The organism is Allobosea sp. 2KB_26, from assembly GCF_052115715.1.
GTDB lineage: Bacteria > Pseudomonadota > Alphaproteobacteria > Rhizobiales > Beijerinckiaceae > Allobosea.
Map to the genome: position 1 here is coordinate 21,213 of NZ_JBFRHE010000015.1, position 15,080 is coordinate 36,292.

The 15,080-nt window shown below is 65.0% G+C and carries 12 protein-coding genes and 2 pseudogenes; 7 read left to right on the top strand and 7 right to left on the bottom strand.

What is annotated here, in order from left to right; translation table 11 throughout:
• Positions 1-9: 9 nt before the first annotated feature.
• The 7 genes and pseudogenes from AB4099_RS27960 to AB4099_RS27990 all read right to left on the bottom strand — a co-directional run bounded on the left by AB4099_RS27960 (position 10) and on the right by AB4099_RS27990 (position 7,092).
• Positions 10-690, bottom strand: coding sequence for a hypothetical protein (locus AB4099_RS27960; protein ID WP_441480491.1), 681 nt, complete (start codon positions 688-690; stop codon positions 10-12).
• Positions 691-716: 26 nt separating this feature from the next.
• A complete protein-coding gene (locus AB4099_RS27965; protein ID WP_441480492.1) occupies positions 717-2,312 on the bottom strand; it encodes a hypothetical protein in 1,596 nt (531 codons plus the stop codon).
• Positions 2,313-2,454: 142 nt separating this feature from the next.
• The gene (locus tag AB4099_RS27970; RefSeq protein WP_441480493.1) at positions 2,455-3,171 is read right to left on the bottom strand and encodes an IclR family transcriptional regulator; all 717 of its coding nucleotides are present in this window, start codon (positions 3,169-3,171) and stop codon (positions 2,455-2,457) included.
• A 189-nt stretch (positions 3,172-3,360) separates the two neighbouring features.
• A pseudogene (locus tag AB4099_RS27975) lies at positions 3,361-3,669 on the bottom strand (IS5/IS1182 family transposase); the annotation flags it as partial.
• Positions 3,670-3,690: 21 nt separating this feature from the next.
• Positions 3,691-3,906: pseudogene (locus AB4099_RS27980) on the bottom strand (IS6 family transposase); the annotation flags it as partial.
• 325 nt (positions 3,907-4,231) lie between these two features.
• The gene (locus tag AB4099_RS27985) at positions 4,232-5,020 is read right to left on the bottom strand and encodes an IclR family transcriptional regulator (RefSeq protein ID WP_441480494.1); all 789 of its coding nucleotides are present in this window, start codon (positions 5,018-5,020) and stop codon (positions 4,232-4,234) included.
• 254 nt (positions 5,021-5,274) lie between these two features.
• Entirely contained in the window at positions 5,275-7,092 is a 1,818-nt protein-coding gene (locus AB4099_RS27990) for an acetolactate synthase catalytic subunit (RefSeq protein ID WP_441480495.1), read from the bottom strand.
• Between the two features lie 514 nt (positions 7,093-7,606).
• Between AB4099_RS27990 and AB4099_RS27995 the strand changes: the two genes are divergently transcribed.
• Genes AB4099_RS27995 through AB4099_RS28025 form a run of 7 tightly spaced genes read left to right on the top strand, consistent with a single transcriptional unit; the run spans position 7,607 to position 14,998 of the window.
• A complete protein-coding gene (locus tag AB4099_RS27995) occupies positions 7,607-8,398 on the top strand; it encodes an enoyl-CoA hydratase (RefSeq protein ID WP_441480496.1) in 792 nt (263 codons plus the stop codon).
• Positions 8,399-8,406: 8 nt separating this feature from the next.
• Positions 8,407-9,627 carry an acyl-CoA dehydrogenase family protein gene (locus AB4099_RS28000; RefSeq protein ID WP_441480497.1) on the top strand — a complete coding sequence of 407 codons (1,221 nt, stop codon included), beginning with the start codon at positions 8,407-8,409 and terminating at the stop codon, positions 9,625-9,627.
• Positions 9,624-10,724, top strand: a complete 1,101-nt coding sequence (locus AB4099_RS28005) for an acyl-CoA dehydrogenase family protein (RefSeq protein ID WP_441480498.1) — start codon at positions 9,624-9,626, stop codon at positions 10,722-10,724. The genes AB4099_RS28000 and AB4099_RS28005 overlap by 4 nt, the downstream gene beginning before the upstream one ends.
• Positions 10,724-12,190, top strand: a complete 1,467-nt coding sequence (locus tag AB4099_RS28010; RefSeq protein ID WP_441480499.1) for a phenylacetate--CoA ligase family protein — start codon at positions 10,724-10,726, stop codon at positions 12,188-12,190. The genes AB4099_RS28005 and AB4099_RS28010 overlap by 1 nt, the downstream gene beginning before the upstream one ends.
• Before the next feature lie 2 nt (positions 12,191-12,192).
• Positions 12,193-12,990, top strand: a complete 798-nt coding sequence (locus AB4099_RS28015) for a CoA transferase subunit A (protein WP_441480500.1) — start codon at positions 12,193-12,195, stop codon at positions 12,988-12,990.
• A gap of 2 nt (positions 12,991-12,992) precedes the next feature.
• A complete protein-coding gene (locus AB4099_RS28020) occupies positions 12,993-13,817 on the top strand; it encodes a CoA-transferase (protein ID WP_441480501.1) in 825 nt (274 codons plus the stop codon).
• On the top strand, positions 13,817-14,998 hold the full coding sequence (locus AB4099_RS28025; protein WP_441480502.1) for an acetyl-CoA C-acyltransferase: 1,182 nt from the start codon (positions 13,817-13,819) through the stop codon (positions 14,996-14,998). The genes AB4099_RS28020 and AB4099_RS28025 overlap by 1 nt, the downstream gene beginning before the upstream one ends.
• Positions 14,999-15,080: the final 82 nt, after the last annotated feature.

Sequence of the window (15,080 nt, forward strand, 5' to 3'; positions counted from 1 at the left end):
GGCGCGCCTTTACGAAGCGGAGGAAACAGGATTGGGCTGAAGCCGGGACGGATCGGCGGTCAGCATCGATAGATCGGTCTCGTCCTCGTCATTGCGACCAACGACGCGTCCGTCTGCCTCGACCCGCACGGTGCCAGCATGTCGGCGGCTCTCGAAGGAATCGGGCATCAGGGCATCATGCGATGCCTTGTAGAGCGGCCACCAACTCGACGCCGCAGCGGAGAGTCCGTCATGGCGAACCATGTCGATGGCACGGCGCTTCGCCGCGGGGCGGTCCATCAACGACACTTGGGCACCGTTGCCCTTAGGCTCGACGATAGCCGCGAGGCCGAAACGCTCAGCAAGCCCCGATACGACGCGCAATTCGGGGGGCTCTGTGAGATTGAGCGCCAAAACCTCCCCCCGGCCGGTCAACCGAAAGCGCTCGACAGCCAAATCAAGCAGCGTCTCGGCCACCATCCAGGCATGCTGGCCGCCGCAGTCTATCGTCAATTCGCCGTCAGTGCTGATATCGGCGAGCGGGGCAACGCCGCTCGCACGCACGTGCTCTATCTGCTGTGCGATGCCAGACAGACCTGGCCCCGGCAGCACGGCGGAATAGAATGCGCAATCGCGCACGGAGGGTAATAGCCCAGCGGGCGTGCCGGCGGCCTGAACCAGTCGCTCCAGAATTAGCCGGAGTTCGCGCACGGACAGGATCAGCGTTTCGGATAGCATTATGCCTGAGGCTCCGCGGGATAGAACCAATGGGAAGCGGCGCTCCCCGAGGCGAGATCCTCGGGGGTCGGGGCGCCGTGGAAGATCACGCCGCGCAGATTGCGGTTCAGGAAGTCGCGGGCCTTGTCGATACCGTGGATGCCGACGTTCAAGAGCCGGGTGATATGCGCCGGAACGAAGTCCTCGCCCATGATGTCGGCATGCGGCGAGTGATAGGGCAGTCCAGCAAGCGCCTGGATGCGGATCACGATCTGCCGGTGCAATGGGTGCGCCATGAGGAAGCGCGCGACGCTGAGGCGGGGATCGGCGGCAGCGAGATCGCGATCGAGTGCCACGACGAGGCGCGGCAGATCGAGGCCAAGATTATGAGCCGCGCCGATCTCTTCGCGTGGTCCACGACGCGGCTCCTCGGCCGAGCGCGATTTGTACCAGACGTAGCGCTGTGAGCGCTCGGAGACGAGATCGAGATCGAAGGCCCAGCTGTAATCGGCCCTCAGGATCTCTTGTAGCCGTCCGATCGGCATTTCGGGGCGGCCGGCGAGATCCTCATCGATCACGAGAGTTTGTGCCAGGCCATCGGCGATTTCGGGCACGAGTTCGATGATGAGAGACAGTAGCGTTTCGTGGGCCTCGCGATTGACGCGGCCGTCGAGCGAAGCGGTGAAGTCGACGAGTGGGGTCGCCTCGGCGCAGCCGGCGCGCACGCGCTCGATCAACTGGCCGAGTTCGCGGCGGATGATGGCGAGGTCGTCAGCGACGATGCTGCTTGGCGCGAAGGCTTCATATTCGGCCCGATCCTGGCGCCGCGCCAGGATTGCCTTGTCGAGCAGTGCCGCCAATTGAACCAGCGGGGCAGCATCGGGACCGACACGCAGCAACCGGCCATGGGCGATGGCCTCCTCGTGGATCGTCAGCCAACGGTCGATCAGGCGAGGATGGTTATTGACGAAGAACATCAGCCCCAGCGCCGAGCCGTTGCCGACACCCAGGAAGCGGCGCAACTCGGGCTGCATCGCCACTGCCGCCGGGCCGCCCTTCATCCGCGCAAAATGCTGGACGAGATCGCCGGCAAAGACGCGCATCATATAGGCGGTGAGCATTTGCGCTTGCAGCGAGGCTCGCAGCGGATGGTCCGGCGCGAAGGCAAGGAAGGACTTGGTGCCGAAGGTGCCGTTGCCGTCGATGCCGGTGTTGCGCATGAAGTAGCAGGTGCGGCCGAGCTCGGCGATGGGCGGCTGTTGCCCGGATGCGAGATGGTCGACGGCAAGGTCGAACAGCCGTCCCGAGCGGTTCGAGCGCGCCCAGGTCAAGGTCTGCGGGGTAGCGCGGCCCTCATAGAGCTTCGGCAGTTCCTGTCTAAGTTGCTCGATGCCGGCGGCCGAAAGTTTGCCTTCGATCAAACCGCCCATCATGTCCCAGGACCGGCCGATGATGCGGCCAGTGCGCTCGCGACCTGAGGGCTCGAACGAAAAGATTGGGAAGGTGAAGTGCCAGCCATCGGCCTCGATGCCGTAGCGCGCCGTGCCTCGACCGCGCGCGTCGATATCGAAATCCTGACAGGTGATCTGCCAGCGCTGATGTGAGGCGCGAGCCATCAGGGTCCGCGATGCACTGATCCGTGACGGCTGAATCGCGGCCAATATCTCCGGTCGCATGAGCGTGGAGGTGGATCGCATCAGGGCCTGCGGCTGCCAGGGACCGGGCTTGGAGGCGAGGGAGAATGGCAGGGCCGACATGTCATGCATTCCCGAATTGAGCGCTGAAGCGTTGCGCCGCGCTGACCGCAATCGGCGCGCAGTTCGCGTGATCGAACCGCGTGGTCGGGCCGGAGATCGCGATGACGGCAATGCATTGGCCGGCCGCGTCGAAAACCGGTGCAGCAACCGCCGCGACGAATTGCGGGTCCGTCGGTGCGAAGAGGGCAAAGCCGCGTTCGCGAACCTCTGCCAGCGCGATGTCGTCAGGGAGCGCGATGCCCTGCTCGCGCAACCGTTCACGCATTTCCAGCGAGCCGAAGGCGACGAGCACGGAGCCCGACGCGCTAGCGCCCAGCGCCATGCGTGCGCCGACCCGGAGATCGGCACGCAGTACCTGATGCGATTCGACCCGGTTGATAATGACCGCATGATAGCCGTCGAGCACTGAAATCGTCGCCGTTTCGCCGCTCTCGGCTACGATCTCCTGAAGCAATTCTGTCGTCCGTTCTCCGAGATTGGCCTGCTCGAGGGCACGCACTGCGTAGAACTGAAAGCGTAGCGCGAGCCGGAACGCGCCCTCGACCGTCTGCTCGAGAAAGCCTGCATCCACCAGAGTACGCAGCCGCTGATAGACCGCGGCGCGCTGGTCGCCTGTCGCCTTGACGACATCGGGCAGTCGCATTGGCTTCGGGGATGCCGCGATGACATCGCAGACCGCGAGCGTCTTGAGCGTGGTGGAGAGAGAGCGAACAGCCATGTTGTCTTCTATATGAATACGACGTATGTTAATAGCATCATACAATTTTGATCTGTGTCAAGGCCAGCGCCGATCCGCCTCGCTGCCCGCCACGCCGCGTGACCACTCGGATCGAATTACTCAGCCAAGGCGAGGCCGAGACGACTTTGATGATGCGGAGACGGTTTGCTTGGACGGCCGGCGCCTGTGAGCCTGCGGACAGTCACCGCGTTGGCCGGCGGTCAGGACGAAGCGCACAGGGCAGCCAAGGCTTCTGACGGCCATAGGGATCTTGGTGCTCAGGCCGCCGCGGGAACGGCCAAGGGCCTGATCTTCAGGCCTCCATTTTTGCGCCCGGCGCATGCTGGTGAGCGCGGATGGTCGCGGATCGGCGATCAGATACTCGATGTCCGGATCGTTCGACATCGCCGCGAAGATGCGCCACCACACATTCCCTGCAGCATTTTTCACAACACCTTGAAATGAGCTCTGTCGCCATTCCGGAAATTGGACGGGAAGAGCGGAGCCCGAGGGCACAGATCAGGCAGCGAGCAATTTGAATAGCTCGTGAATTGACGGGCACGGATTGTAGGCAAATCTCGCCTGTCTTTTGCGCATCATGTGGACCGTCTCGATGCAGGACTGGATCACCTAGGCGCTCACCACCGACCTGAAGCCGAGCATGGATCAGATGCGCCGATGATCCTGTTCGATCCGATTGTTGAGATATCGGCTCTTGCGGATGCGGATTGGTTTTCAAGCGTGCTGCACGGCCGATGGCCAGCTGGACCTCCTAAAGTATTCGTAATCGGGCTTATCTCAGAGTTGGAGGCAAGCTCCCTGACATGATCATGGCCGCGGTGGCCGTGACGCAAGCTGGGAGATGAACGGGTTCTGTCGCAGCGCATTCTCGGGGCCAACGCACGTAGTCATGTCGATGCTTGATCTCTACATTCCGCCCTCCCGCGGTTAGGACGAGATCTCATTAAACCATGCGCTCTCCCGCTCTTGTTCAAGCGAGAAGCCCACTTTGCCGACATTTTGAGGTATGCGGATGGCCAAGTTGTCGCCCGCCGCTAGATCAGCTTTGAACGCTCGCGATAACGACCGCCAGTTCGCTTCGCATCATCGCAAGTAGCTGTTCGCGTCGAGTGTCGGTCAGTCGCTCGAGAACCATCGCGAGGCTGATGGCGGCGTAGGGTGGCAGGGATCCGTTGGGAACGGCGAGGCCGATGCCGATGCTGCCATCGGTGATCGCGTCGCGCCGCAGGGCGTATCCGCGCTGCCGCGTCTTCTCGAGATCGTCGCGCAGTTGCTCGACCGTAAGGTGCCCGCGCTCGGAAAACATCGCGCGGTTGGCTTCGACGATAGCGTCAGCCTCGGTTTTCGGCAGGGCTCCGAGCAGGGCGAGGCTGCCGGCCGTGACGCCTAGCGGATACCGATCCCCGACCTTGAGGGTCAGCGTCTTGATCGGATAGTTGCCCTCGACGCGATCGATGCAGACGACCTCGAAATCCTGCCGCATCACGAGATAGGCGGTGTCCCCGGAGAGCTCCGCCAAGCGCCGCATCAGCGGTTTCAGCCGTGCCGCGACATCGACCCGGTGGCTCGCCGCGAGGCCGAGCTCATAGGCCAGCGTGCCCAAATGGTAGCGCTGCGTCTCGGGATCCTGCCCGACCATGCCATGGTCGACCAGGCGCTTAAGGATGCGCCGGGCGGTCGGGGTCGCGAGGTCGGCGTCGCGTGCCAGATCGGTGAGCCGCGCGGACCCGCCGTTGCCGGCGATCGAGCGAAGCAGGAAGATGGCGCGGTCGATGACCTGGGTCCCCTGGCCGGGCTCCCGCGCCGTGCTCTCGCCATCCTGCGCCATTTGTCGAAGGTCTCCGCTTCCTCGCCTGCCCATTGAAGGGCCGGGGCCTCGAACGATCGAATCCGGTCTCTTCATCGGACCATGCGCAAGAGCGCGCCCTCACCGAGCACATAACCTTCCGCCAGTGCCTTGAGAAGGTGCACCTTGGGGATCCGAGTGGCGGCGTTCGAACAAGGGCAGCCGCCTCGTGGCGCAAGCCGTTCGTGGTCCGTGCGGCGTTCCTGCGAGGCCTCGGCGCGATCTGCCTGGTCCATTCAGTGGGCCAGTAGCTTGGCGAAGCCAGCGATCGGCGGAAAGGCGTCCGGATCGACATGGACATCGAGCAGATAGGGACCCTTCTCCGCAAACATCTCACCGAGCGCGGCGGAGAGCTCGCTGGCGGAGGTGACCGTGGCGTTGGCGCAGCCGACTGCGCGGGCGATCATAGTGTGGTCGATCCGGGTGATCGCGCACACTTTTGTTGCCTGCCCGAAGCGCACCATCTCGGCATGGCGCTGGAAGCCGAGAGACGCATTGTTGAGCACGATCAGCTTGACGTCGATGCCGTGCCGCACGGCGCATTCGAGCTCCGACCAGGAATGCGAGAAGCCGCCATCGCCGACCACCGCGACCACGGGTGTGGAAGGGAGGGCCAGGCGCGCTCCGAGCGCGAGCGGATACCCCCAGCCTATCCCGGCAAGCCCGCGGGGGAACAGGAAGCGCCGGCCGGGCTGGCGTGCCTGCAGATATTGCGAGACCCAGAGGCTGGAATAGCTCGCATCGGCCACGAAGACCGTATCGCCGGGCGCGCGATCCTGCAGAACCTGCATCAGATGCTCTGGCCGCAGCGGATCGCTGGATCGCAGCGTCAGGGCCGAGATCTCATCTGCGGTGGCAGCACGAGCCTGGGCGATGGCGTCCGCGAGCAAAGACCGGCGGCGCGCCGCGCAGCTCTCGGCATCGGCAAGATCAGCCATCGCGAGGCCGAGCGCCTGCAATGTCGTGCGGGCGTCGCCGATCAGCGGTAGCGAGGGATAGTTCCGCGTCGCCTCGTCCACCGCCACGTCGATATGGATGAACTCGGCACTGTCCGGAAACAGGCTCCATGAGGCTGTGCCGTTGTCGTTGGTGCGGTTGCCGACGAACATTACCACATCCGCCGCGCGGATAAGCGAGCGCATCGCCCGCGACGGGCTCCCCGGCCCCATCGCGCTGCCCACCACTCCGAGAGAGAGCGGATCGCCTTCGCTGACGGCTCCCTTGCCCATGATCGTCGTCGCGACGCCAAGCGCGAAGCGCTGCTGTAGATTGGCGAGTTCGGCCTGCGCGCCGGAACTGTGGGCCCCCCCACCGGCGACGATAATCGGCGTCTGGGCATTGGAGAGCAGGCGGGCGGCCTCCGCGATGGCTGCCGGCTCGGGCTGCTGTCGCAGCGACGGGAAAACGGCCGGAACGAAGCGGGGCGCGCGCTGCTGGCGCGCGCGCTCGGCGAGCACGTCGGCGGGGACAGCAAGCGCCACGGGCCCCGGCCGTCCGCTCGTCGCCACGATGATCGCCTTGCGCAGCAACTCCAGGGCGCGCGCGCCGTCGTCGAGGCGGCGGAACCATTTCGTGCAGGAGGCGAATAGCGCCGCGTGATCGAACTCTTGGAAGGCATTGCGGTCGACATGGGCCCGTTCGACATCCTGGACCAGGACGAGCACTGGAACGGAAGCCTTGAAGGACTCGCTCAGCCCGGCGGCGACGAGCGCCGCGGCGGCTCCGTTCTGCGTGGCGATGCAGCCGAGGCGGCCGGAGGCCCGGGCGAAGCCGTCAGCCATCGCCGTCCCGGCATTCTCCGTCCGAAAGCCGATCTGCCGAAAGCCGAGGCGCTCGGCCGCCAGGGTGAGGGCAGATGGCGAGCCCTGGCCAAAGATCAGGTCGATGCCGGCCTGCTGGAGCTCGGCGGCAAGCACTTCGGCGACGGTGGGGAGCAGGCTTTCAGTCATTTTCGATCTAGGAACGCCATAATATGGAAATATGAAGGAGACGATAGCGGCATAAGATTGCCAATAGCAACGGACAATGGGATAATTCCTGAGTGGATATTCCATATTGTAGAATCGCATGCATGCAGGCAGGCGCCGTGCCAATCATTCCCCACCCGATCGCCTGGGTGACGAGTCTGTCACCGGAGGGGGGTGGCGAAGCTGGCTCAGCTCGGTGCGCTCGCCTACCTCTCGACGGCGTTCCCTCTGATCGGAATCGCCGTCATGCGTCGCTGCGGCGGGTTGAGAGACGCAGCGCGAAACATCGCGGCTCGTGGCGATTTTACCGTCAGCATCGCCGATAAATCGCTGGTCGATTGGGCTCATCTTAGCGCCATTGAGTGTCCTCCGGTGTCCGTGATGTGGGGAGGGGGTGCGCAGCTGCGGCCGCACTGCCGGATCGCCGGGCCGATATGCCGGGCTGGACGATGTGCGCATGCTGGCGCCTGTTTGTCGGAGTGGGTGTATTATTGTTCCACTTAGTGGAATATCAATTCCTTTGATTTCTCTATTGACCGGGCATTTTGGTTAGATAAATTGCGACCACTGTCAATTGACATCCATATATTGGAATATCGGCATGGCATTCAGCGAGATCGAGTACAGCGTGTCGGGGGCGGTCGCCCGCATCCTGCATGCGCGGCCAGGCGCCCGGAATGCTGAAAGCCAGCTCCTGCTGGACGAGATGGATGCGGCCCTTGCTACTGCCACTGCCGATGCCAGCGTCCGGGTCATCGTGATCGGCGGGCAGGGTGACCATTTCTCGGCCGGGCATGACCTCAAGGAGGCGCAAGCCAAGCGGCAATCCTTTACCGTTGAGGAGCGCTGGGACTATGAACAGCTGCGCTATTTCGCTTACCCCTTGCGCATTTGGGATTGCCCGAAGCCGACGATTGCGCAGGTGCAGGGCGCCTGCATTGCAGGCGGATTCATGGTCGCCAATCTCTGCGATCTGATCGTTGCCTCGGATGATGCCTTCTTCGCGGACCCGGTCTGCCACTCGATGGGCGCGGCCGCGGTCGAGGTCCTGGTCCATCCCTGGGTGATGGGTACGCGGCGGGCGAAGGAGTTCCTGTTCACAGGTGCCCGGATCACCGCCCAGGAGGCTCTTGCGGCCGGGATGGTGAACCGCGTCGTCGCCCGCGCCGATCTCGAGAGTGAGACGCAGGCGATGGCCGACCGGATTGCCGCGGCGCCGCCTTTCGCGCTCCGGCTCATCAAGCGCTCGCTGAATCGCACCATGGACATGCAGGGCTTCCGTAATGCGCTTTCGGCGCATTTTGACAGCCACCAGCTGTCCCATGTCTCGGCCGAATTCGCGCAGATGCGCGGCAGCGGCATGGCCAGCGCGATCGAGCGCGGACGCCGGTGAGCATCGCCATGGCTAGTCTTTCCACTGAGGCCGCGGATCTCTCGACGCCGGCCATCCTCGCGGCTCCGAGCGACGATGCCTTCCGCGCCGGGATTAAGGCCTGGTTCGCGCGAGAGCTGCCGCGTCTGGCGGGCAGGCGCTACGGGACCGCTGAAATGCAGCGGCTCTCCTTCCGCCGCGAGTGGGAGGACCATCTTTGCCACTCCGGCCTGTCCGGCCTCGGCTGGTCCGAAGCGGTCGGTGGCCGTCCGCTCTCGCTGACCCGCCAGGCGATCTATCATCAGGAATATGCGCGCGCGAAGGCGCCGCTCGCAGTCAACCTGATCGGTCACGGCATCGTCGGTCCGACACTGATCGCCTTTGGCTCCCCGGAGCAAAAGGACCGCTTCATTCCGAAGCTCCTCGGCAATGAGGAGATCTGGTGCCAGGGCTATTCCGAGCCGAATTCGGGCTCCGATCTCGCCTCGCTTGCGACCCGGGCGGAGCGCCGTGGCGAAGTCTACGTCCTGACTGGCCAGAAGATCTGGACCAGCTTCGCCCATCTCGGTGACTGGTGTTTCCTGCTGGCCCGGACCTCGACCGAGGGGCCGCGCCAGCGCGGCATCTCAGTGTTCCTCGTCGACATGCGCCTACCCGGGATTCGCGTCCGCCCGATCCGCCAGATCACCGGCGAGGCTGATTACGGCGAGGTCTTCTTCGATGATGTCGAGGTGCCCGTCGCCTGCCGGCTCGGCGAGGAGAATGCCGGGTGGGGCATCGCCATGGCGGCAGCCAATTTCGAGCGCGGCACTTATTTCATCCCGCGCATCGTGCGCCTCCAGACGGAGTTGGAAGATCTGGTGCGGCTGGCTGCGGCGACCTTGCGCGACGGACGCCCGGCGATCCAGGACCCCCTGATCCGCGACGCGATCGCCCGCTTGTTCTGTGACGCCCATGCCTTGCGATTGCATGCAGACCGGATGCTGAAGCAGGCGGAGGCGGGCGTGCCGCCGGGCGTCGAGGGCTCGGCCGTGAAGCTGCTCTGGAGCGAGACGCACCAGCGTCTTTTCGATCTCGCCATGGACGTTCTGGGCCCCGAGTTCCAATACGGACCGCAGGAGAAGGTGGCGCCGGCCCAGGGCCTCTGGCATCGCGACTATCTCTGGACCCGCGCCGAGACCATCCTGGCCGGCACCTCCGAAATTCAGCGCAACATCATTGCCGAACGCGGCCTGGAGCTGCCGCGATGACACAGCGCGCCTCATCGGCCTATTCCGACCAGATGCTGCGCGATGCCGCGGCCCGCGCGCTCGCAGAAGCCGCTCCAAACGCGGCCCTGGTTCAGGGTGCGGACGTGTCCGCTGCCTTCGCCGGAAGTCATTGGCAGCTCGCGGCCGAAATGGGCTGGACCGGGATCGCGGTCCCCGAGAGCCACGGCGGTCTTGGGCTCGGCATTCCGGAAGCGGCCGATATCGTCGAGGAGATGGGCGCGCAGCTGTTCTGCGGTCCCTATACCCTCTCGGCGGTGCTTTTGGCCGGGCTCGCATCTCGGTTCGGTTCGGTCGGCGACGAGCTGCTGCGCGGGTTGGCCGAGGGGGCGGTGCGGGTCGGGCTCGCCACAATGGAGATGCGGCCGGGACCCGGTGGGCGTTCGGTCCTGCCGCTGGTCGAGCATTCGACCGGGGCGAGCCATATTCTTTGCCTGGTGCGGGAGGCGGTGGGTATTAGCTTCGTCCTCTATCGCGCCGCCGGGGCGACTTTCGAGGCGCTTCAGGCGATGGACCCGACGACGCCCATCGCTTGCGTGACGCTTTCCCCCGGCGCCGAGATCGCGCGGGCGCTTTGCAGCCATGACGAGGCCGAGCGGGCCCTGCTGCCCATCCACATCCTCACGGCGGTGGAACTGGTCGGCATCGCCAGGGCCGCGTTCGACCGGGCGGTTGCGCATGTCAGGCAGCGCAAGCAATTCGGTGAGGTCATCGGGCGCTTCCAGGTGATCAAGCATCGGCTGGCCGACGGCTATACGCTGCTCTCGCATGCGCGGCTCGCCGTGTCCGATGCGGTGCAGAGACCCGGCGATATCGATGCCGCACAGATTGCCCGCGTCATCGCGGCCGATGCGGCGATGAAGATCACGGCTGACTGCATCCAGCTTCACGGCGGCATGGGGTTCTCGTGGGAGACCGACGCGCATTTCTATCTCAAGCGCGCGCGACGGCTTCACGCCAGCTTCGGCGGTACCGCAGCCCTGCGAAAGCGCGCCGGCGACCGTTTCATCGAAACCCTTTTGAGGACGGGCAGCGCCGGGGTCAGCGAAACCGGCGTGGTTAGAGAAGAGGTAGTCTAGTGTCGCGAAACGAGGTGAAGCCCGCTCGGACAGACGAGGAAAGCGCCCCGGCGGTCCCCTATTACTGGAAGTCCGTCGATTGGGACGGGCTGATGCGGGATTATCCGCCGCCGCCGCATTTCCAGCAGACGACCGGCCGGATGTCGGATCAGGAGTTGCGTGCGCTGCAGAACGTCCGCTTTCTGGCGCGCGTGGAAGATGCCTGGCGCACGCCGTTCTACGATACGCGCTGGCGCGCTGCTGGGATCGAGCCGGGCGATATCCGCAGCCTCGACGACATCGAGAAGCTGCCGACATTTACCAGCGACGATCTCAAGGAAGCGATTGCGGACGCTCCGCCCTTTGGCAGCCATCAGCCGGTCACAGCCGAGGACCTCGCTCGCACCCCCTTCAAGGTCCATACCAGCGGGGGGACCACCGGGTTCCCGCGCCTGACCCTGTTCGACCCCGTGGCGCTGGAAGTGCAGGCGATCCAGACGGCGCGGGCACTCTACGCGCAGGGCACCCGGCCCGGCGACGCGGTGCAGATCACCTACACGCTGGCGATGGCGAATGCCGGTTATTGCGGGCTCTATGCTTGCCTGCACTGGCTCGGCGCGATCCCGGTCACAACCGGCTCGGGCGTGGTGACGCCGAGCGAGCGACAGCTCGAATACGCGCTCAAGATCGGCACCGCCGCCTGGTACGGTCGCGCCGAATATTTGGCGCGCCTCGTCCAGGTGGCGCGCGAGACCAATTTCGACCTGCGCGCGCTCAAGACCAGGCGTTTGCATTCCTTCCTCGGCCCCGATGTCGACGGCCATCTGCGCCGGCAGCTCGAGGAGGCCTGGGGATGCCCGGTCTACGACAACTACGGCACACATGAGATCGGCCAGATCGCGTTCGAATGCGAGGCCCAGAACGGCAAACATATCAGCGAGGACACGGTCTATATCGAGACGGCCGATGTCGAGACCGGGGCGGTGCTGCGATCTGGGGGGCGTGGAAATCTGGTGGTGACCAGCCTCCACCGCAGCACCCCGCCGATCATCCGCTACGACCTGCGGGACCTGCTTGTCGCCTATGACCGCAAGGAGTGTTCCTGTGGCCTGTGCACCCGCAAGCTCTCGATGTTCCTTGGCCGCAGCGACGAGATGGTGAAGCTGCGCGGAACCAACGTCTATCCGATGGCGTGCCAGAGCGCGGTTACAGCGGATTCGCGCGCGACCGGCGAGTTCCTTTGCGTTGTCGCTTATTCCGGCAACGGTCTCTCGCGCCGGGAGGAGATGACGGTCCGGGTCGAGAAGAAGTCGGACGAGATCGACGATGCGGAGTTTGCGGCGGACCTCGGGGTGGCGCTCCATCGCGATCTGAGCGTGCGGGTCGCCGTCGAGATCGTGCCGCCGGCAAGCCTGCTGCCGCTCACGCAGGTCGGAAGCACCGGCAAGTCCCGGCGCCTGCTCGACCTGCGCCAGACTGGGAAATAGCAATGACGAAAACGACCACTCTCGAGAAGGCACTTGCGGCGGTCGCGCCTGGAAGCTCCGTCGCGTTCGGCGGCGGCGGCATCCAGCGCAAACCGATGGATGCGGCGCGGGCTCTGGCCGGGGCGGATGTCGGCGATCTGACGGTCGTGGCGATGCTGGGTGGGCCGGATGTCGATCTCCTGATCGGTGCCGGAAAGGTCCGCGAACTGCAATTCGCCTTCGTCGGCTTCGACGCCTTCGGCCTGGCGCCGCATTTCCGCCGGGCTCGTGAGGCAGGCAGCATCAGCGTGGTCGAGTATTCGGAGGCGACGATCATCGCCGCCTTCGAGGCCGGGGCCAAGAACCTGCCGTTCCTGCCGACGCGCTTCGGGCTCGACACCGACATCCTCACCACCCCGACTGCCCCGTTCCGCAGGATTGCCTGTCCCTTCAGCGGCGAGGAGCTTCTGGCGGTTCCGGCGCTCAGGCCGGACGTGGCCTTCGTCCACGCCAATATCGCCGACCGGCACGGCAACGCTGTGATCATCGGCGACGGCTATGCCGACCCGCTGCTGGTTCAGGCCGCGAAGACCACCTTCGTGACCGTCGAGAGGATCGTCGACGAATTACCGGATGATGCCGAAATCGCTGGCGGAACCTTCCTCTCGCGCCTCTGGATCGATGGCGTGATCGAGGCTCCGGACGGCGGCGGCATGACGGCGGTCTATCCGGACTACCGCTTCGATCTGCAGGCTGTACTGGAATATCAGAAACGGGCGACCGATCCCGAATGGTTCTCCGCGTGGATTCGGGAGCAGTGACCATGAGCGATTACACTCTCGAAGAACTCCTGATCAGCCGCATGGCGAAGGAGTTTCGCGGCAATGCGATGGGCGTCGGCGCGACGATCCTGTCCGATCTTTCGGCCCGTCTCGCCAAGGCGCTCTATGTCCCCGATCTCTTTCTGACCACAGCCTCGCGCGCGGTGGCGGATTGCGACGTGCACGCCAAGACGCTGGCGGATGAGTGGACTCTCGCCAAATCGGGCCGGATGAATCTCAGCTGGCAGGAGATGTTTCATCTCATTGCCCACGGCAAGCTGCAGATCTGGATCGGGACCGTCCAGCTCGACCAGTACGGCGCCTCGAACATCTCGGTGATCGGCTCCTGGGCGAAGCCGAAGGCGCAGCTCGTTGGCGCGCGCGGCGTCCCCGACGATCTATGGGGCTGCGAGACGCTCTGCTATCACATTCGCCGGCATACGCCCCGCACCATCGTAGCCAAGGTCGATTTCGTCTGCGGCCGTGGCAATGAGGATGGCGGCGGTCCGGGGCGCCCGGTGCGCCGTGCGAGACCGGGCCTCGTCGTAACTGACCTCGGTGTCTTCGATTTCGAGGGGCCGGGCGGCTCGATGCGCGTCGTATCCCTGCATGAAGGCGTCACGCTGGAGCGAGTCCAGGAAAAGACCGGCTTCGCTGTCCATGCCGAAGGCGAGATTTCGACCACGCCGCCGCCGAGCGCCAAGGAGTTGCGGGTGATTCGAGAGGTGATCGACCCGCATGGCCTGCGGCGTCTCGAATCCGCTGAAGGCGGGGACGAACTCTTGATGGATCTGTGGCAGCGCGAAACCGGCGCGGGGAGGGCGTGATGCGCAGGGCAGTTATCGTTTCGTTCGCGCGGACCCCGATGGGGCGTGCTTATCGCGGCGCCTTCAACAATACCCATGCGGCGACCCTCGCGGGCCATGCGATCGCAGAGGCGGTTGCCCGGGCGAAGGTCGAACCGGCGCTGATCGAGGACGTGATCCTTGGCTGCGCGATGCAGGAAGGCGCGTCCGGCTACAACATCGCCCGCCAGGCGGTGCTGCGGGCCGGGCTGCCGGTCACCACGGCAGGAGCTACCATCAATCGCTTCTGCTCCTCGGGCCTGCAGGCCATCGCCATGGCGGTCGACAGCGTCGTCAGCCGCGGCGCGCAAGCCGTCGTGGCGGGTGGTGTAGAAACCATCAGCCTCGTCCAAAACGAGCACAAGAACAGCTACCGCTTCCATGACGAGTGGCTGACGAAGAACCGGCCCGACGTCTATATGCCGATGCTCGACACGGCCGAGGTCGTGGCGAAGCGCTACGGGATCGGCCGCGACGCGCAGGATGTCTACGCGCTGGAAAGCCAGCGCCGGACCGCCGCCGCGCAGGAGGCAGGCCGCTTCGATGCCGAGCTCGCGCCGATGGACAGCATCAAGAGCATCACCGACAAGGCGACGGGGGCGACGACTGAAGAGGCGGTGCGCCTCAGCCGGGACGAGGGCAACCGGCCGGAAACCAACGCTGCGGGCCTGGCGAAGCTGGAGCCGATCCGCACTGGCGGCACCGTCACCGCCGGCAATGCCAGCCAGCTCTCGGATGGCGCCGCCGCCTGCGTGGTGATGGAGGAGAAGCTCGCCGAAAAGCTCGGCCTGTCGCCCCTCGGCGCGTTGTCGCATTTCGCCGTCACCGGTTGCGAGCCCGATGAAATGGGCGTCGGCCCGGTTTTCGCGGTGCCGCGGCTTCTGTCGCGTGCCGGCCTCTCGGTTGCCGACATCGACCTCTGGGAGCTTAACGAGGCCTTCGCGGTGCAGGTCCTGTATTGCCGCGACAAGCTGGGATTGCCCGCCGACCGCCTGAATGTCGATGGCGGCGCGATCGCTGTCGGTCACCCCTATGGGATGTCGGGTGCGCGAATGCTCGGCCATGCGCTCTTCGAGGGGCGCCGCCGCGGCGCCAGGCGCGCGGTTGCCACCATGTGCGTCGGCAGCGGGATGGGGGCGGCCGGCCTGATCGAGATTTATTGATCCATATTGTGGAGTTAATTCTCGCAATTTTTCTGCGCACTCGAAAGTGCGCCTGATACGCCGCATCAACGAAAATAAAGAA